This is a genomic window from Pseudomonas sp. GW822-FHT06D10 (assembly GCF_058799535.1).
In genome coordinates this window covers 285,535-303,790 of sequence record NZ_JBXALN010000004.1, presented here as the reverse complement: position 1 = coordinate 303,790, position 18,256 = coordinate 285,535, and the positions used below count along the sequence as shown (strand labels likewise).

The 18,256-nt window shown below is 65.5% G+C and carries 17 protein-coding genes; 4 read left to right on the top strand and 13 right to left on the bottom strand.

Features of this window, described 5'->3' with window-relative positions; translation table 11 throughout:
* The first annotated feature begins 30 nt into the window (after nucleotides 1-30).
* Nucleotides 31-852: a helix-turn-helix domain-containing protein gene (locus tag AC1RL5_RS15130; protein WP_176876735.1), complete on the top strand. Its 822-nt coding sequence runs from the start codon at nucleotides 31-33 to the stop codon at nucleotides 850-852.
* Here the strand turns inward: AC1RL5_RS15130 and AC1RL5_RS15125 are convergent.
* Both AC1RL5_RS15125 and AC1RL5_RS15120 read right to left on the bottom strand, forming a co-directional pair.
* Nucleotides 849-1,517, bottom strand: coding sequence for a TetR/AcrR family transcriptional regulator (locus AC1RL5_RS15125; RefSeq protein ID WP_072452340.1), 669 nt, complete (start codon nucleotides 1,515-1,517; stop codon nucleotides 849-851). The two genes, AC1RL5_RS15130 and AC1RL5_RS15125, sit on opposite strands and share 4 nt — an antisense overlap.
* Nucleotides 1,518-1,741: 224 nt before the next feature.
* The gene (locus tag AC1RL5_RS15120; RefSeq protein WP_011060745.1) at nucleotides 1,742-2,116 is read right to left on the bottom strand and encodes a DUF2784 domain-containing protein; all 375 of its coding nucleotides are present in this window, start codon (nucleotides 2,114-2,116) and stop codon (nucleotides 1,742-1,744) included.
* A 205-nt stretch (nucleotides 2,117-2,321) separates the two neighbouring features.
* Here AC1RL5_RS15120 and AC1RL5_RS15115 point away from each other — a divergent pair, with 205 nt between their 5' ends.
* Nucleotides 2,322-3,350 carry a hypothetical protein gene (locus AC1RL5_RS15115; protein WP_239690645.1) on the top strand — a complete coding sequence of 343 codons (1,029 nt, stop codon included), beginning with the start codon at nucleotides 2,322-2,324 and terminating at the stop codon, nucleotides 3,348-3,350.
* Between the two features lie 15 nt (nucleotides 3,351-3,365).
* Here AC1RL5_RS15115 and AC1RL5_RS15110 read toward each other — a convergent pair whose 3' ends face one another.
* The 7 genes from AC1RL5_RS15110 to AC1RL5_RS15080 form a co-directional block, all read right to left on the bottom strand.
* Nucleotides 3,366-5,129, bottom strand: coding sequence for an FAD-dependent oxidoreductase (locus tag AC1RL5_RS15110; protein WP_065363751.1), 1,764 nt, complete (start codon nucleotides 5,127-5,129; stop codon nucleotides 3,366-3,368).
* A 119-nt stretch (nucleotides 5,130-5,248) separates the two neighbouring features.
* The gene (locus AC1RL5_RS15105; RefSeq protein ID WP_145713981.1) at nucleotides 5,249-7,459 is read right to left on the bottom strand and encodes an ankyrin repeat domain-containing protein; all 2,211 of its coding nucleotides are present in this window, start codon (nucleotides 7,457-7,459) and stop codon (nucleotides 5,249-5,251) included.
* Entirely contained in the window at nucleotides 7,450-7,650 is a 201-nt protein-coding gene (locus AC1RL5_RS15100; RefSeq protein ID WP_072452337.1) for a hypothetical protein, read from the bottom strand. The genes AC1RL5_RS15105 and AC1RL5_RS15100 overlap by 10 nt, the downstream gene beginning before the upstream one ends.
* 51 nt (nucleotides 7,651-7,701) lie before the next feature.
* Nucleotides 7,702-7,860 carry a hypothetical protein gene (locus AC1RL5_RS15095; protein WP_177191005.1) on the bottom strand — a complete coding sequence of 53 codons (159 nt, stop codon included), beginning with the start codon at nucleotides 7,858-7,860 and terminating at the stop codon, nucleotides 7,702-7,704.
* Nucleotides 7,861-8,110: 250 nt separating this feature from the next.
* Nucleotides 8,111-9,484: a nucleotide 5'-monophosphate nucleosidase PpnN gene (ppnN, locus tag AC1RL5_RS15090; protein WP_041117516.1), complete on the bottom strand. Its 1,374-nt coding sequence runs from the start codon at nucleotides 9,482-9,484 to the stop codon at nucleotides 8,111-8,113.
* A 225-nt stretch (nucleotides 9,485-9,709) separates the two neighbouring features.
* On the bottom strand, nucleotides 9,710-10,375 hold the full coding sequence (locus AC1RL5_RS15085) for a suppressor of fused domain protein (protein WP_492589630.1): 666 nt from the start codon (nucleotides 10,373-10,375) through the stop codon (nucleotides 9,710-9,712).
* Nucleotides 10,376-10,426: 51 nt separating this feature from the next.
* Nucleotides 10,427-11,176, bottom strand: a complete 750-nt coding sequence (locus tag AC1RL5_RS15080) for an SIR2 family NAD-dependent protein deacylase (RefSeq protein ID WP_236204170.1) — start codon at nucleotides 11,174-11,176, stop codon at nucleotides 10,427-10,429.
* Between the two features lie 183 nt (nucleotides 11,177-11,359).
* On the opposite strand from AC1RL5_RS15080, the gene AC1RL5_RS15075 reads away from it, so the two are divergent.
* Nucleotides 11,360-11,764, top strand: a complete 405-nt coding sequence (locus AC1RL5_RS15075) for a response regulator (RefSeq protein WP_011060751.1) — start codon at nucleotides 11,360-11,362, stop codon at nucleotides 11,762-11,764.
* 33 nt (nucleotides 11,765-11,797) lie between these two features.
* Here the strand turns inward: AC1RL5_RS15075 and AC1RL5_RS15070 are convergent, their stop codons facing one another.
* Entirely contained in the window at nucleotides 11,798-12,667 is an 870-nt protein-coding gene (locus AC1RL5_RS15070) for an isocitrate lyase/PEP mutase family protein (protein WP_011060752.1), read from the bottom strand.
* 437 nt (nucleotides 12,668-13,104) lie between these two features.
* On the opposite strand from AC1RL5_RS15070, the gene AC1RL5_RS15065 reads away from it, so the two are divergent.
* Nucleotides 13,105-14,232: a saccharopine dehydrogenase family protein gene (locus AC1RL5_RS15065; protein WP_207239075.1), complete on the top strand. Its 1,128-nt coding sequence runs from the start codon at nucleotides 13,105-13,107 to the stop codon at nucleotides 14,230-14,232.
* 7 nt (nucleotides 14,233-14,239) lie between these two features.
* Here the strand turns inward: AC1RL5_RS15065 and AC1RL5_RS15060 are convergent, their stop codons facing one another.
* The 3 genes from AC1RL5_RS15060 to AC1RL5_RS15050 form a co-directional block, all read right to left on the bottom strand.
* Entirely contained in the window at nucleotides 14,240-15,565 is a 1,326-nt protein-coding gene (locus AC1RL5_RS15060) for a YncE family protein (protein ID WP_492589628.1), read from the bottom strand.
* Nucleotides 15,566-15,682: 117 nt separating this feature from the next.
* Nucleotides 15,683-16,630 (bottom strand): sensor domain-containing diguanylate cyclase, encoded by a 948-nt coding sequence (locus AC1RL5_RS15055; protein ID WP_011060755.1) that lies wholly within the window; start codon nucleotides 16,628-16,630, stop codon nucleotides 15,683-15,685.
* A 3-nt stretch (nucleotides 16,631-16,633) separates the two neighbouring features.
* Nucleotides 16,634-17,623: a response regulator gene (locus AC1RL5_RS15050; RefSeq protein ID WP_011060756.1), complete on the bottom strand. Its 990-nt coding sequence runs from the start codon at nucleotides 17,621-17,623 to the stop codon at nucleotides 16,634-16,636.
* Nucleotides 17,624-18,256 lie beyond the last annotated feature (633 nt).

Sequence of the window (18,256 nt, the reverse complement as noted above, 5' to 3'; positions counted from 1 at the left end):
ATGCCTGTGCCCGACAGCGGTCGCGCCGCCATGCCCTGCACCCTTGAAGCTCCCCGCGCCGGGCCCTTGCCAGTGGGCGCACAGTTGCGCCAGTTACGGCGCCAGGCGCGCTTGAGCCAGTTGGACCTGGCGTTGCAGGCGGGGATTTCCCAGCGCCACCTGAGCTGCGTCGAGACCGGCCGCGCCCAGCCCAGCCCGGCCTTGCTGGATGCGCTGCTGACCACCCTGGACACCCCCTTGCCCCAGCGCAACCGGGTGTTCCTCGCCGCGGGCTATGCGCCGCGCTATGCCGCCTTGCCCCTGGCCGACCCCGGCCTGGCGCCGGTGCGCGCAGCGCTGATGCACCTGCTCAAGGCCAACAACCCGGCGCCAGCGATCGTCATCGACAGTGGCTGGCAGGTGCTGGCGGCCAATCAGGCTACCGCGGCGCTGTTCCAACTGCTGGGGTTGTCGCAACACGCCATGGAACAGGGCTTCAACCTGTTGACGGCCCTGCTGGAGCCCGGTGGTTTCGGTGACTGCCTGATCAATGCCGAGGAGGTGCGCCAGGTGGCCTGGCAGCGGGCCTCCCGGGAAGCCATGGGCGACCCCGGCTTGGCGGCGCTGTTGGCCGGCCTGCCGTTCCCCGGAGAGTCGCCGGCGACCCCGAGCCCGGCCGAGCCGTTGCTGCTGACCCGGGTGCGCGGGCCCGGGGGCGAGCTGCGTTTTCTGTCCACCTTCACCACCTTCGGCATGCCCCAGGACATTACCGTGGCGTCGCTGCGCATCGAACACCTGATTCCCGCTGACGAGCCGACCTGGCAGGCCCTGACCCTGGCCTGCGAATGCCTGGGCGAACTGGAACCGGGTTAGATCGCCAGGGCCCGGGCCGGCAGCCCCTGGGCGCTCGCCAGCGCCGGCAATGCCCCGGCGAGCACCATGCGGGTCAGGGTGGCCGCGACGCTCTGGAAGTCCCTGCTGGAGGGCTGGGCTACGCCGCTCATCAGGGCGATCTGCCAGCCCAGGGTAGGGTAGGTCTGGGTCGCCGCTCCTATGAACAGCAGCAGGTGCTCCGGGGCGATGGTACGGATCTGGCCGCGTTCGGCCCAATTGCGCAGGCAAGCGATTTCGCTGCGGTTCTGCGCCTCCAGGCTTTCACGCCAGGCCTCTGGCAACTGCTGCGCGCCGTGCAGCAACTCGCTGCAGAGAATCTTCGAACGCAGGGGGAAATCCTCGACGATCTGCATCCGCGCCTCGATGTATGCCTGCAACGCCTGCGCCGGATCGGCCTCCGGGTGCAGCAGCCGCGACGCCTGGTGCAAGGGTTCCAGCAGGGGCTGCAGGACTTCGGCGTAGAGGTTTTCCTTGGTGTGGAAGTAGTAGTACAGGTTGGCCTTGGGCACCCCGGCGCGCAGCGCGATATCCAGGGTCTGGCAGGCACTGAAGCCCTTGGCGGCGAACTCGTTGCGGGCGGCATCGAGGATCAGTTGCCGATGCCGCAGGCGCGAGCGGCGTTCCTGGCGGGCTGGCGCTGGCACCCGGGGCGCTGCCGAGTCGGCCTCAAGCGCCTGCGGGGGCGGGCAAAACGGGGTGGATGAGGGGCAGTGCATGGGCAAATCTCGGGGGTGTGAAATCGCAATATACAAAAGTATATAGCGAAACACCTGCCTCAGGCGCCGGCGCTGCTGTCTCGGCTGTTTCGTAGAGGAGCGAACAGAGGAGGCAAGGCCGGAACGGTGCGCCGTTCCGGCTGGCGGCAGGCTCAGGCGCGGCGCTTGCGCAGCCAGCGTCGGGCCAGGTAGCCGTAGACCCAGAGGTTGATCAGCAGCACCAGGCTGCCCAGCCACAGCTGAATGCCCGGGGTCAGCCCGGCGGGGTAGATCAGCGGGATCAGGTAATGCTCGATGAAGCCGGCGCCGTAGCCGTCCTGGCCGGCGGCGTGGCGCAGCAGGTTTTCCCAGCGGGTCAGCGGGCACTCCAGGTGCAGCACTTCCACTGCCACGCCCCAGGCCGCGGCGGGCAGGTGCAGCAGCATCAGCCGCGGGTGGCGCAGCACCAGCAGGCCGCCCAGCAGCACGAAGACGATAAAGGACAGGTGAAACAGCACCAGGCTGTCGGCGGCAATACGGTAGAGCATGGGGGTTCCTTGTAGGGGGCAAATCCGTGGCGCAGGCGCCGGGGCGCAATATACCGAGGGCCGGTGGGCGGTGGCAGTGTTTCTTCGTGGTGCAGGAAAAAAGCCCGGCTCGCAATCGATCGGGCCCGCCTTTGCGCTACCTATACTGCTGGAACGCCAGGGCGACCTGTCGAGCCTGGCGCGGCCTTTGCGGGAGGTACATGCCTTGCGGCCAACGATGCTCTGCTGCCGCCACGGGGTCCTGGTGCTGATGCTGGTGCTCGCCGGCTGCGCCCATCGGGTTCCCGAGCCGGTGGCCGCGATGCCGGTCAGCCCGGCCACCTGGCGCCAGGTCAACCATGAACTGCTGGAAGCCTCCCGCAGCGCCACTGAACAGGCCGAGGTCTATGCCCAGGGCTCCATGGAGCACTGGCGGGCCCGGGTCTACCAGCAGACCGAGGAAAACTTCATTCCCTGGTTCAGTGGCTACTGGACCCAGGAATGGCTGTCGCTCAAGGTCGGCTGGTATTCCCTGAACGATAAAGGCGACGCCGGGCAAGCTTCCCGGCGCCTGGCGGCCTACTTGCAGGAGCAGTACCAGGAACGGGTGCTGGCACCGGTGGCGCTGGAAGTCGATGCCGATGCGATCACCGGTGAGGCCATGGAGTTCTATGTGCAGTTGCTGCGCCAGCAGCTGGCGCAGATCCGCAGCCGTTACCCACTGCCGGCACCGCAACTGGAACTCCATCTGGACCAGGTGCTGGCCATCGACCTGGGGCCGGCCCCCGAGCAGCGCGCCTCCTTGAACCAGTTGATACGGGCCGAGCCCATTGCCCGCTTGCCCGCCTATGGGCCCTTGCTGCAGCAGATCCATGGCGCCCCGACCGGCGAACAGGGAGCGCCGGCCCCGGGGGTGTCCCAGGTGGCGCAGGTGACCAGTGACAAGCTCCAGGCCCAGTTCGCCAGCCGCAGTGTGGCCGGTGCGGTGGCGGCGGCGGTGGGGCGGGTGGCCGGCGCGCTGATTTCGGTGGGAGTGGCCGGGGTCCGGGCGCTGGTCCAGGACCATGACCGGGAAGACCTGCAGGCCCAGACCCGACGGGACCTGGGCGCGGCCTTTGATCAGGCCTGGTCCAGGCAGTTGCATGACCCCGAGCATGGGGTCATGGCCGGGGTGTATTACCTCGGCCAGCAGCTCGAACGCCAGTTGCAGGCGCCGCTGGTCAATGAGGACGCCGGCGATGGCCGGGGCCCCTGAGCCCGTCCCGGCGGTTCAGCCGCGGGTGGCCTCGGCACCAGGATCCAGCGGCACTTCGTAGTCACTGACCCCGGCCGCATGGCGCCCGGCGATGTAGCCGAAGGTCATGGCCGGCCCCAGGTTGATACCGCCGGAGGGATAAAAGCCGCCCATCACGCTGGCCATGTCGGTGCCTGCGGCATACAGCCCGGGGATCGCCGTGCCGTGCGAATCCAGCACCTGGGCCTGGGCGTTGGTCTTGAGCCCGGCAAAGGTGCCGAAGCTGCCGGGCAGCACTTTCACCGCATAGAACGGCCCCTGTTCGATGGGCGCCACGCAGGGGTTGGGCCCGGGATACAGGGCGTCGCCCTGCTTGCGATTGTAGGGCGTCGAGCCGCGGCCGAACTCGGGGTCCTGGCCGTTGCGGGCATGCTGGTTGAATGCCTGCACCGTGGCCGCAAGGCCCTGGGGGTCGATGCCGCACTGGCTGGCCAGGGCCTGGATGGAGTCGGCCCGTACCAGGTAGCCGCTGCGCACCAGCGGCCCCACCGGCAGGGGGAAGGGCCGGGCATAACCCAGGCCGTAACGGCGCTGGAAGCGGTGGTCGCAGATCAGCCAGGACGCCACTTCCTCGCCCGCGGGAACCGCCTCCAGCATGGCCGCGGTGTAGTCGTAGTAGCCGTCCGCCTCGTTGACGAAACGCTTGCCGTTGGCCAGCACGCCGATCAGCCCGGGTTTGGCCCGGTCGATGATGTGGGGAAAGTGGCCGATGCTGCCGTCGGCATGCCGCACCCGAGAGACGGGGGCCCAGGCCACCGGGCTGGCAAGGTCCGTGGCCAGCACGGCACCGGCCTGTTCGCCGAGGCGGATGCCGTCGCCGCAGCAACTGCGCGGCGGCAGGGCCAGGTGCTCGTCCGGCCCCGGGGCACGGGGAAACAACGCCTGGCGCCGGGGCAGGTCATTGGCGAAGCCGCCGGCGGCCAGCAGCACTCCACGCCGGGCGCGGATTTCCCGCGGCCCCTCAGGCGTGTCCACCAGGGCGCCCTGCACGCCCTGGCTATCGCGCAGCAGCGAGCGGGCCGGGGTGGACTCCAGCAGGTTGACCCCCAGGTCCTCGGCGGACTTGCCCAGCCGGCCGATCAGCGCCACGCCGTTGACCAGGTGCATGGCCCGGCCGTGTAGCGCCAGGTCCCGCAGGTGGCGGGCAAAGCGCCCGGCCACATGCAGCAGCGACCTGAAGGAACGGGTCATGCTGAGAAAGGCCCCGAGGTCGGCCCCGGCCATGATCGGCATGCCCAGGAACGAGGTTTCCCGCAGGGTCTTGCGCAGCCGTTTGAGCAGTGGGCCGATGGCCCGGGCGTCATACGGCGCGGCGATCACCTGATGGCCCTCGATCCCGGCCCCGGGCACCTGGCCGTGGATATCCGGGATGCCATTGCCGTCGACGAATTGCAGGGCCGTGTGCTGTTCGAAGAAGGCCACCATCTGCGGCCCGTTATCCAGAAAGGCGTCGATGCGTGCGGCATCGTAGCGCTCCCCCAGCTCATGCTTGAGGTAGGTGCGCGGTTGCTGAGGGTTTTCATGGATGCCGGCGCGGCGTGCCAGGGGATTGCCCGGCACCCACATCCAGCCGCCGGACCAGGCGCTGGCACCGCCAAAAGTGGAATCCTTTTCCACAACTATCACCTTCAGGCCATGCCACGCGGCGGTCACCGCACAGGCCAGGCCGGCGGCGCCGGAGCCGATCACCAACAAGTCACAATCCAGGGGCGGGAGGGTTGCAGCGGGAACGTCGCTCACAATGACAGGGCCTTTTTCGATCAGTGAGATAAAATGGAACTATGTTCCATTTTTATGGAAAACTATTCCACACTGCTCAGGACGCTGTCAAACCGTCCCGGAGTTTCAGGCTACGGTTCTCAGGACGGCATCGAGCGCAGCCACGCCAGAACCCGATGGGCGCCATGGGCCAGGGCGATCTGCCAGCAATCGGCGCCTTCGCGATCCTGGCGCTGTGGCTCGCCGCCGGCTGCGAGCATGGCCTTGAACAGCTCCAACTGGTCGTCTTCGGCCGCCAGCATCAGTGGGGTCCGGCCGGCGCAGGGGTAGTCGTGGACAGCGTTGGGGTCGGCACCGTGGTGCAGCAGCAGGTGCGCGATATGCATCAGTTGCCCGGGGTCGCAGCGTTCACTCTGCAGTTCCAGGAGAATTTCTAGCACCTGTTGATACAGCGGGTGTCCGGGTGGTATGGGCATCCGTTGCCCGAAGGTTCCGGCGCTGCTGCCCAGGGTCCGGCGCAGGACTTCGCGGCTGACCGGGTCCTGTTGCCCGATCCTTTCGAGTACCAACTCCAGTGTCTTGTCCGGGCGTTGCACCTGGCACAGCTTTCCGAGGCAGTGATACAGCGGGGTCAGCAGCGGATACAGCCCTCGCGCGTCGGCCGAGGCGCCCATCTGCAGAAGTCGGGCCGCTAGTTCGGCATCCCCCATGTCGATGGCCTGTATCAGGGGCGTCAGTTGTTTTCTGCGGGTGCGGCGGTCGAGGGTAGCGACGGCATGAGGCCGGGCCAGGAGCAGGTCGAGGGCGCCACGCTGGTTTCTATCGTGGGCGTATTGCAGGGCGCACAACAGCGCCGAGCCAGCGGCCTCGTCGCCCGGGTTGACGTCGGCGCCGGCCTGCAACAGCGCACTCACCGCATCGGTCTGACCTTCGGAGGCGAACCACAGCAATTGCGGATAGCGACGCTTCTGGCCGTCCAGGGCATGCACGGTGATCACCCGGTCGGGGCGCTTCAGGTCCACCTTGATCCGGGCGATCTCGGCAGGGTCGAAAGCCAGGAAGGGCCGCTCCACCTGCAGTTCCTGGCGCTCGGCCTGGGGGAACAAACCCTGCGGCGGGAACAGCCGTGCGAAGACCTGTTTCAACTGAATGATTTCCCAGTCACTGATCACCTGGCCCTGCTCCATGCCCAGGGTGCTGAACAGTCCCAGCACCACGGCCTGATGTTTCATGCGCTTGAGCAGGATCTTGTCCTCCAGCGCCGCCGCCAGGCTCAGGGCTTCCTCCAGCAGGCCGAGCTGCAAGGGCCCGGCGCGATACAGGGCCGCGTCCAGGGCCTTGGCGTAATGCCGCAGGGCGGCAGGGAAGTTGCCCGAGAGCAACTGCCAGCGGCCCTCGTACCAGGCACTGAAATAGCCGGTGCGGTGATCTTCGTCATAACGGGTTTGCAGGGTGATGAAGTCGTCCAGCATCTGCCGGGTTCGGGCCTGGCAGGTACTGTCCTTGTCTCGGCTCGGGTCAAGGTGTTCGCTCAGCCATCGGGCCCCGGGTTTGAGGATGTTCAGGCGCTGGCCGGCCGCCAGATTCAGGCGCCGCAGCGCCTGCCGGCCGCTGTCCGGGGTGGGCATCAGCAACAGGGCCTGCAATACCGGCTGGCGAAAAGCTCCGCGCCCGGCGCCGAGCAGCTGTTGATCGAGGTAGCCAAGGGCCCGGCCAATCACCAGCCAGCGCCCCAGGTTGCGCACCAGCAGGGGCGGGCTGGCGGCCTGTTCCAGGGTCTTGAGCAGGACCTTGAGGCTCGACAGGTCGGCCAGCCGCGTGCCGTTGTGCCAGCGGGCCAGTTGGTCACGGGCATCCTTGCTCTCGGGATACAGGCGCTGGGCCAGTTGCTGGAGCGAGTCGCCACTGTGCTGCTGATACCACTGCAAGACCTGCCCGAAGGCCGTCTGGTCCGGGTCCAGAAGTTGCCCCAGGTTCGGGCCGCCGAAGCGTTGCTGCAGTTGCTGGAGGAAGCCGCCGACCAGGCCGGCATAGTGTTCGACCAGTGCCGGTAATGCCTGCTCGCGGCTCAGGCTATCGAGCTCCACGTTCTTGATCAGATCCAGGTAGTGCGCCTGCAGATAATCGATGAAGGCTTCCACGTACTGGGCGAACTCGCAGTCCAGCTGGGCCAGGGGTTCGATCAGCAGGTCACGCTTGATCGCGGGAAACAGGCTCCAGTCGTGATCGCTGTCTGCCAGCCTGGCCAGTTGCTTGCGCCGCGTTGGGTCGCTGGCCTTGGTATCGAACGCGGCGGTCAGCAGTTGGTAGCACTCACCCAGGCTGGGAAAGGGGGAACGGGCTATCGGCATTCGAGCCTCCGCAGCATCATTTTGAAGTTTTGCAGTGCCCGGCAGTCGCTGGGTGTGCAGGGCACAGGGATCGAGCCCTTGCCTGGGGCAGTGAGCTTCCCATGGCATTTGCCATGATGGAACAGCCAGCCCAGACGTAATTGCTGGCGGACCAGCCGGGCGATGTCCTTGTCATTGCTGTAATGGGTCATGTCGGCCTCCTGGCCTGACCCCACCGGCGAAGGCCGGTGGGGGCGAGAGGATCAAGGATTGGCGTTTTTTGCCGCGGCGCGTGCGGCCCGGGCAGCGAAGCTGTCCGCCGCCACCTGGCCGTTGCCGGCCTTGGCGGTGGTGCTGGCGATGCGCGAAGCTGCCGGCTGGTTCATCGGCGAGGGCTTGGCAGAAGGGGCTTTTTTAGCCATGTGAGTCATCTCCTTTAGGTACCGCCGGAAGTGGCAGTGAGGCGATAGTACTCAGGCAGTGGATGATGGGCGGCGGCGCCGGTGGCGCAAAAAAAACGAAAAATACTTACCCCCAGGCACGGCCCGCCAGAGGGGCGTTGCAGTGGCATGGAGCAGGACCGGACGCGTGGCGAACGGTACCGGCCGGGCAAAAAAAAAGCCGCGTTCCCAGGCAGGGAACGCGGCGTTGTTCAAGGCGGCAGGGCAGGGCTCAGTTGACCACGCGGTAGCACGGTACGTAGGCGGCGCCGCCGGGCAGCTTCATGCGGTGCTGCTCGACGAAGGCTTTGAGCAGCTGGTCCAGGGGCTGCATGATCGCCGGGTCGCCGTGGATGCTGTACGGGCCTTTCTGTTCGATCAGGCGGATACCCTGGTCCTTGACGTTGCCGGCGACGATGCCGGAGAACGCACGACGCAGGTTGGCCGCCAGTTCGTGGGGCGCCAGGGCATGGCTCAGTTGCAGGTTGGCCATGTTCTCGTGGGTCGGATCGAAGGGGCGCTGCAGGCTCTCGTCGATCTTCAGCAGCCAGTTGAAGTGGAAGGCGTCGTTGCGTTCGCGGCGGAACTGCTTGACGGTCTTGAGCCCCTCGGTCATCTGCCGCGCCACTTCCGGCGGGTTGTCGATGATGATCTGGTAGTGCTGGCGCGCCGCTTCGCCCAGGGTTGCCAGGACGAAGGCGTTGAGCTGCTCCAGGTAGGGCGCCGCGCTCTTGGGGCCGGTGAGGATCACCGGGAAGGGCAGGTCGCGGTTGTCCGGGTGCATCAGGATGCCCAGCAGGTAGAGGAACTCTTCCGCGGTGCCGGCGCCGCCGGGGAAGATGATGATGCCGTGGCCGACGCGGACGAAGGCTTCCAGGCGCTTCTCGATGTCCGGCAGGATCACCAGCTCGTTGACGATGGGGTTCGGCGCCTCGGCGGCGATGATCCCCGGCTCGGTCAGGCCCAGGTAGCGGCTGCCGCTCATGCGCTGCTTGGCGTGGGCGATGGTGGCGCCCTTCATCGGGCCCTTCATCACGCCCGGGCCGCAGCCGGTGCAGATGTCCAGCTTGCGCAGGCCCAGCTCGTGGCCGACCTTCTTGGTGTATTTGTATTCCTCGGTATTGATCGAGTGGCCGCCCCAGCACACCACCATCTTGGGCTCCACGCCGGGGCGCAGGGTGCGGGCGTTGCGCAGCAGGTGGAAGACGTAGTCGGTGATGCCCTGGGAGCTGTCCAGGTCAATGCGCTGGCTGTCCAGTTCGTTCTCGGTGTAGACGATGTCGCGCAGGGCGCTGAAGAGCATTTCCCGGGTGCTGGCGATCATCTCGCCATCAACGAAGGCATCGGCCGGCGCGTTCAGCAGTTCCAGGCGCACGCCGCGATCCTGCTGGTGAATGCGCACTTCGAAATCGTGGTAGGCGTCGAGGATGGTCTTGGCGTTGTCGACGTGGGCGCCAGTATTGAGGATGGCCAGGGCGCACTGGCGGAACAGGGTATAGATGCTGCCGGAACCGGCGGCGCTGAGCTGTTGCACTTCACGTTGCGAGAGGGTCTCCAGGCTGCCTTTCGGGCTCACCGAAGCATTGATCACTTGTCTTTGCGGCATTCATCCATTTCCTGAAAGCGACGCCACCGCGCCGTGTACGGCCAGTGGCGAAAAAATAGCGGGGCAGTGAACAGAGCCACCGGTACGGGGCTTGGTTTCCAGCGGCAGGGCAAGAAAGCAAACGTCGTCGCGAGATTGTTCGCTGCTTGAATCTACCTCATGCGGGCCCGCCGTGGCGGGAAAAATGACGATCCGCCCTGGTCGTGACGGATTTTTCACCGGCCTTCAGCACAGGCTGGCCCGGGTCGGGTCCAGCACCGGCGCAGCCCCGGCCAGGGCCAGGCGCTCCATCAGGGCCGGGTAGCCCTCGGCCTGGCCCCAGGCGTGTTCGGCCAGGGTCAGGCCGATGATCTGCAGAAATCCGAAGCGCCCGCTCAGCAATTGCCGGGGGCCGGCAAAACCCGGCGCGGGGATGAACAGCAGTGCCTGCAACAGGCTGTCGCCGCCATTGATCGGTTCGCCGGTACGCATGCGGTCCCATTCGCCCAACGGCGGCTGCTCGCCAAAACGGCCGGCGGCCAGCAGCAATTGGTAGGCGCAGAAATTGCGTAACAGGCGCAGGGCCCAGGGTGACTGTTCGCGGGTTTCCAGCAGCAGTTCGTGGCCCATGCCGGATTCGCCATCGGCATCGGGCCGGGCATCTTTCCAGGCATTGGACAGGCCCGAAGTGACGTATAGCCAACTGCTGCGCCTGGCATTGGGCGGTGATTCGAAGACCCCGTGGCTGAGCCAGCGCGGATCGACGTCGTGCTGGCCAAAGACCTGGTTGAACAGCGCCATGTCCAGGGGATAGATGCCCGGGCCCAGTGCGCCGAACAGCGCCGGGTAGATCTGTTCTTCACGTTGCGCCCAGGCGGCTTCGAGCCATGAAGAGTCGGGGGATTGCGGCATGTGAGAGCGTCCTTGAACAGAAGCAGCGGCCCGGCTTGAGCCGCCAGGGAATCAGGCAAAGGCCTGGCGCAATAGTTCCGGCAGCAACTGCCCGGCCTTGCCCTCCAGGCTGTATTCCTCGGCGCCGGTGCAAGCCTGGGGCTGGGGGTTGATATGCACCACGCAGGCGCCGTGCTGCAGCGCCAGTTGGGGAATTCGCGCCGCCGGCTGGACCAGCCCGGAGGTGCCCACCGACAGCAGCAGGTCGCATGCTTCGGCGGCGTTGAAGGCGGCCTTGAGGGTCGCCTGGGGCAGGGGTTCGCCGAACCACACCACTCCGGGGCGGATCTTGCCGTTGCAACCGGTGCAGCGCGGCGGCTCCAGGCTGGCACCCTGTTCCGGCAAGTCCGGCAAGGGCAGTTGGCCCTTGAACGGGCGGTTGCAGGCAAAGCACTTGGGGGTGTGCAGGCTGCCGTGCAAGTGCAGCACCGAGGGGCTGCCGGCGCGTTCGTGCAGGTCGTCGACGTTCTGGGTGATCAGGGTCAGGCGCGGCACCCGCCGGGCCAGTTCGGCCAGGGCCAGATGGGCTGGATTGGGCTGGGCCTGGAGCACTTTCTGGCGTCGCCATTCATACCAGCCCCAGACCAGCGCCGGGTCTTCGCGAAAGGCTTGCACAGTGGCCAGGCGCGCCGGGTCGAAGTGTTCCCACAGGCCGGTCAGGGCGTCACGAAAGGTCGGGATGCCGCTTTCCGCCGAGACCCCGGCACCGCTGAATACCACCACATGCCGGGCCTGGGCCAGGCGCTTGGGATCGAACTGCATGGTTGAAGATGTTCCTGCCGTGGGTGAAAGAACGGGGCGCCCGCTTCCGCGTGCGGATCGGACCGGTACTAAAAAACGCGCCAGCCTTGCAGCGTAAATGAATTTATCGTCAAGGCGCCGCTCATAACTCTTGTCAGCGGTCCTGTGTGTAGCCGCCTCAATCCGTCAGGGAGTGTCACCCTCATGAACCCAGCCACGCCAGTCAATCCCGGCGCCCAATCCCGTTTGATCCTGGTGGTGGAGGATGAGCCGACGGTGCTGGAGTTTCTCTGCGAGATCCTGCAGGACGAAGGGTTTGCCACCCAGGCGATGGACAGCGCGGATCGGGCCTGGGAATTCCTGCAGGAACAGGCCGCGGACGTGGCCCTGCTGCTAACCGATATCACCATGCCCGGCACCCTCAATGGCGCGAGCCTGAGCAATTTGTGCGGCGAGCGCTGGCCGCAGTTGCCGATCGTGGTCATGTCGGGTTTCGAGACCCCCGAGAGTTCCGGGGTGCGTTATCCGGTGTCCTTCATCCGCAAGCCCTGGACCATCGGGCAGATCCTCGACTGCGTGGAAGGCGCGCTGAAATCGGCCCAGGGTTGAGGCGTGGCGCCTCACCCCGGCCAATCGCCGGTGTTACTCCTTGACGCTCATGAACTCCTTGGCCCAGACGATGTACTCCTCGGGCTGGGTGTAGGTGTGGGCCAGTTCGGTGGCGCTCAGGTCCGACGCCTGGGTGAAGATCTGCCGCTGCTCGCGCAGGCAGTCGTAGGTGGCCTTGATCGCGGCGAAGTAGGCGGCATGACCGTCCACGGCGATCTTCACGCCCAGCTCGGCCAGGCGCGCATCGTCCCGTAGCGCCGGGTTGCCGTAGGTCACCAGCATCAGCGGCACGCTCAGGTGCTCGGAGATCTGTTCCAGCTGTTCGAAATCACGGATGCCCACCATGCAGATGGCGTCGGCGCCGGCACGCTCGTACTGCTGGGTACGGCTGATGATTTCCTGCACCGGAAGGATGCCGGCGTTGGTCCGGGCGATGATCGCCAGTTCCGGATCAACCCGGGCTTCCAGGGCGGCGCGGATCTTGCCGACGCCTTCGGCCACCGAGATGAGGTCGGTGGATTTGCGCCCGAACTGGGCCGGCAGCAGGGTGTCTTCGATGGTCAGCGCGGCAATGCCGGCGCGTTCCAGTTCGACCACGGTGCGCATCACGTTCAGCGCGTTGCCATAGCCGTGGTCGGCGTCGGCGATGACCGGCAACTGCGCCACGCGGCCGATGCGGGTGGCCTGTTCGGCGAATTCACTGAGGGTGATCAGGGCGAAGTCGGGGGCCGCCAGCACTTGCAGCGAGGCCACCGAGCCGCCGAGGATGCCCACTTCGAAACCCAGGTCGGCGGCGATACGGGCAGACATCGGGTCGAATACGGAAGCGGTGTGGTAGCAGGAGTTGGAAGCGATCAGTTCACGGAAACCGCGGCGCAAATCTTGATGGGAAAGCCTGGACATAACAGCTCCGAGATAGGATCGAGAGATCGACCTTGAGGTCGAGTCAAATTTTGCAATCAGTTCCCTTGGCGAGCCGGGGAAAGAGCGGCTCACAGCGAAACGTTAGTTGGGCAGATGAAGATGAAACAAGGTGGGTAGCAAGGCGTCTTTATCCCGTTCGGTTGCGCGAACCGACGGGTTTATTATGCGAGGCCGACATAGCAGGACGAGGCTATCACGCTCCAGGGCCGTAGATGATGAGGATTTTGCATAGCATTATGCCGGACCGGCATTGGCATTTTTTTTCTAACTGAATATTACAAGCACTTGCCAGGGGCGTTTCGGGGGCATGTCGAAGGTTGGCGGGGGCTTGTCGAGCGCTGGCAAATCCACCAAGCTGCCGCGCCTCGAATGGCAGCGTTCACGCTGCGCAACGGCTTAGTTCAAGGATGCAGGCAATGGCGCTCAGGGTGTTGGTGGTGGGTGGTTATGGCAATTTCGGCAGCATCGTCTGCCGCTATCTGATCCATACCCCTGGGGTGCATCTGCTGATTTCGGGGCGCGACCCGCACAAGCTCGCGGCCAAGGTTCAGGCCTTGCAGGCTGAAGGCGGGCAGCCCTGCGAAGGCTGGTGCGGCGATGCCATGGGGCCGCAATGGGCGCCGGCGCTCAAGGCCCTTAAGGTGCACTGGGTGATTCATACCGGCGGGCCGTTCCAGGGCCAGTCCTACGCGGTAGCCCGGGGCTGCATCGAGGCCGGGGTCAACTACTGCGACCTGGCCGACTGTCGCCAGTTCGTGCGCGGCATTGGCACGCTGGATGAGGCCGCCCGGGCCGCCGGGGTGACGCTGCTCAGCGGCTGCAGCTCGGTGCCGACCCTGTCGGCGGCGATGATCGATGAACACCGTGAGCGTTTTTCCCGCATCGAGCGCATCGAGCACGGCATTTCCTCCTCGGCGAAGATGCCCGGCCTGTCCACCATCCAGGGCGTGCTGGCCTATGCCGGCAAACCCATCCTGCAACTCAAGGACGGCCGGCCGCACCCGGTGATCGGCTGGCAGGGCCTGACCCTGCGCAAGCTGCCCAGGCTGGGCACGCGGCTGGTGGCCAATGTCGATGTGCCGGACCTGGATCTGTTCGCCGAGCGCTACGGTGCCCACACCCTGAGCTTCCAGGCCGGCGCCGGGCTGAAGATCGCCGGGTTGGCCAATGCGCTGCTGGCCCAGGCGGTGAAGCTCGGCCTGGTGCGCGACCCGGCGCCCTGGGCGGCGCGCCTGCATCGCTGCGGCACCTGGTTCGAAGGTTTCGGAGATGGGCTCAGTGCCCTGTACATCGACGTGCACGGCCTGGGCCAGGACGGCCAGCCACTGTCGATGAGCGTGCAGCTCACCGCAACCCATGACCACGGGCCGGAGATTCCCAGCTGCGCGGCGGTGGCGGTGGTGCACAAGCTGCTCGCCGGCCATGTGCCGGCCCCGGGGGCCCGGTCCAGTGCCGGCGAGGTCAGCGTGGAGGAGTACCTGCGGGCGATCGACGATCCGGATCACCTGCAACTGCAAGTGAGTTTCTCGCGCCCGCCGGTTTAACCCCCAGTCACCACAGCAGCGGCTTGGCGAAGTCTTTCCAGAACAGCCAGCGCTGCACTTCTAGGTGCTCGCCGGTGCCGATCTGCCAGTCCGGGCGCCCGGCGTCGAGGTCAAGCTTGACGATGATCCCGGCATAGGTGGCGGCCACCAGGGTCTTGCAATCGGGGCTGATGTCCATGGCGGTGAGGGTCGAGCCGATATAGTGCTGCCAGCGTTCCTCGCCGTTTTCGCTGAAGGCCCGCAGGTAGCCGTAGGCGTCGCCGATGATGAATTCGTCGCCCCGTGATGCCGCGGCATACACCCGGGCGCCTTCCTGCAGCACCGGGGTGCGCGCATCGTCACTGTAGAAGTCGGTGCTCAGCCCTGGCAGGTCGGCCACCGCCACTCCCACGCTGGCGCCGCCATAGAAGTGGCAGGCGTTGAGCAGCAGGCGATCGCCGCGCTGGTTGAAATGGGCGAAATGCGGGTACTCGCTGGCGGGGCCGATCTGCGCTACCCGTTGCAACCTTGCATCGAACACCAGGTGCGAGCTGCTTTGCTCGCCCACGGCGATCCACTGGCCATCGGGCGACACCGCGCCATGCTCCATGCTCAGGCCGATGCCCAGGTCCTCGGGGGCGACGCCATCGGCCAGCTCTTGCTGCAGGTCTTCCAGGCTCGGCAGCAGGCGCGTGGCGCCCCCGGCCTGCAGGACGAAGATGCCGTCGGAGCTCACCAGCAGTACCCGGCGCCCGTCGGGGAAGGGAATCAGGCTGCTGGGGCAGCAGCGCCCGGTGTCTTCAAGCGCCACCCCCGCCGGCAGGTTCGCGTGGGGATCGGGCCAGGCAAAACTTGCCACCTCTGGCCCGTTCCAGCCGTCGGTGAGCTGGATGCCGTCAGCCCGGGCCCAAGCGAAATAGCGCCGCTGGGGGCACATGCCGAAGCCTTCCACCTGCTCCAGGGTCTGGATCCTTGCGTCGTCGATATGCACCACCTCGCCAGCCTCGTAAGGTGCGCCGATGCGCGCCAGCAGGCTGCCGTCCGGCAACAGGGCCAGGGTCGGAATCATCCGTCCCTGGCTTTCCAGGCGTGGCGACAATGGGAAGTGCGCCGGCGGCCAGTCCTGGCGGAATGCCTGGCGCCGGGCTGCGTCGTAGGGCTCCTGGTTGCTCGCTTCCAGGGCCGCCTGCCAGTCTGGCAGCAGGTGCTCGGTATCGGGCAAGTGCGGTTCCTTCAAGCCCTTCCAACCGTCGCGGTTGCCGGTCTCGACATAGCGATTGATGTCGCGGGCATAGGTCAGCACGGCTTGCTGCCATTGCTCTTGCGGGGAGTGGTTCGAATTCGACTGGGACATGCGCGCAGGACTCCTTGTGGCGCTGGGAAAGGCGTAGCAGACCGGGGGATGGACCGGAAAAGCGCGCAGTTTATCCCTCGGGAGCGAGTTTTTTTCAGGTTTTTCCAGGGCTGCCGTTCAAGGCGCGTAAGTACTGACCCGGTTGCGCCCGGCGCGCTTGGAGGCGTACAGCGCCTGGTCGGCCCACTCGATCAGGCAGCGATGATCCCGGGCCGGACGGTCGAGGCAGGCGATGCCCAGGCTGATGGTGAAGGCGATGGCCTGGCCGTTGTGGATCACCTCCTGCTCTTCCACCGACTGGCGCAAGCGCTCGGCCAGGGTGCGGGCCCCGGCAAGGTCGGTGTGGGGCAGGAGAATGGCGAACTCCTCGCCGCCATAGCGCCCGGCCACATCGCTGTCGCGCACATGCTGGTGGATCAGCTCGGAGACGCGCTTGATCACTGCATCGCCGGCCTGGTGCCCATGGCGGTCGTTGATCGACTTGAAGTGATCGATGTCCAGCATCAGCAGGGCGATGCTGCTGCCGTGGCGGCTGTATTCGAACTGCAGGCGCTGCTCCCAGTGGCCGCGGTTGTAGAGCTGGGTCAGGTGGTCGGTGCGCGACAGGTGCTGCAACTGCTGGTTGGCCTTCTGCAAGGCCAGGCTGTTGATTGCCACGTCGGTCAGGTCGTAGATCACCAGGCAGACGTGGTGGATCTCGCTGTTGGAGGAACGCAGCGGCAGCAGGGTGGTGTTCTGGTACATGAACTCGCCCTGGCCGGTGATCGGCTGGTAGTTGTTGAAATGCACCAGGTACGGCCGCTGCTTCCAGATGGTGAAGGCCGGCGTGCCGAGGGCCACCACGCGCCCCACCTTGCGGGTGAACCAGGGTCGCTCGACCTCGGGGAACAGCTCGAAGAACGACTGGTCGATGGCCTGCTTGGAGGGCACCCCGGAGCGGTTCTCCATGAAGCTGTTCCACACCTGGACCCGGCACTCCAGGTCGAGCACGACGATACCCACGTCGATGCTCTGGACCACCGCCAGCAACCAGTGCAATTCACTGAAATCCATTCTCTTGGGCATGGCTCAACTCATCAGGTAGGCGAGCTTCTGTTCCAGCAAGGCCATGGAGCCTTCGGTGAACAACAGCAACAGGTCGAAGTGGATGTTCTGTTCTTCCAGGCTGTAGCTGATCTCCACCGCCTGGGTCTTTTTCCAGCGCTGCTGGTTGAGCACGATCAGCTCGTCGATGGTGGTGTGTTCCCCCAGTACCTGGGGATGGCCCACGGAAAAGAACACGTCCAGCTGGTCGGCGATGCTGCTCAGGCAGGCGCCGATCAGCACGCTGGAGAGGTCGATCAGCACTTCCATTTCCTGGTAGGGGTCGGTGCCTTGCTCTATCAACTGGGCGATGTCGGCCACTTCGGAGTCGTAGAACATCAACAAGGCTTCGCCGGCGATGCCGCTGCCGATGTAGCTCTGGCAGATGGCGGTCAATTGCCGGGCGCGGTTGGCATCGGCCAGCAGCATCTGCAACTCGCCGGCTTCCAGCACATTGACGTGGGGAATCGGCAGGTGCACGAAGACATCCAGGACCTTGGCGATCAGTGCCGCGGCGTAGCCCATGGAAACGTTGACGGTTTCCCGGAAGGCGTCGCGAAAGGTCACCACCGGTGCTGGCGAAGGGGCTGCCAGTGGCTTGGCGTCCGTGCTGTCCAGCAGTTGCAGTTCGTTGAGCAGGGCGCGCAGTTGCTGGGGGTCGAAGGGCTTCTTGAGGAAGGCCCGGGCGCCCAGCTCGCGGGTGCGGCGCACGGCTTCTTCTTGAATGTCGCCAGAGATGACAATGATCTGCGCCTCGATGCCTTCTTCCTGCACCGCACTCAAGACCTGGTAGCCGTCCATCACGGGCATGGTCAGGTCCAGCAGCGCCACCTTGCCCAGCCCGCGGCGCAGGGCTTCCAGGCCTTCGCGCCCGTTGCAGGCCTGGGTCACGGACACCCGCCACTCGCTGGGCAAGGTCCGCAGCACCTGCTTGCGGGCCATGCTCGAGTCATCGCAGATGAGGAGGGGGATCATCGGTATCGGACGCTCATTCGAAAAAACCCGTAAGGGATAGTGTTCGGTAATAGGGCGAGTTGCCGCTTTATAGTTGTGCTGTATCGGGCTGTCCGTGCCGCGCCGCACTATAGTTCCCTCGGCAATAAAAGAACAAGTAGTGATGGCTTCGGTTATTTGCTCCAGATCATTGTCTGCTGCAATTCAAGCAGGCCTGGGCATGTAACTTAGAGTTGTTGCAGGGCAGCAGTTAAAAGGCCGCGGCGGCCCGTGATGTGGGCTGTGGCAATAAACTGAGAGGCCTCTGTAAGCCTTGATATAGACCGATTTTTCTATCGGGGTAGGGGATTCGCGCCTGTTTTCTGACGTTTGAAAAATGACACTTGAGGCATAAGTTTCAAACTTTCGGAATCTTCTTGTTGATTGTTGCCGTAGGTTCTGCGAGTGGTTCGTTTCAATGGTTGTTAAGAGCGCTGGAATTGTGTGGGTTGAATGTGTCGTGCAGCGGTTCTTATAAACAACCCAGGGCCGCTGTTGTATTGATTCGAATATTAAAGAGTGGGCGCAAGGCTGTTGGAACGAGTGCGGCAGGAGCGTAGTTGTCGGCTGCGCTCCTGCCGCATGTGCAACAAAACCTTACCGCGAACCTGGTTG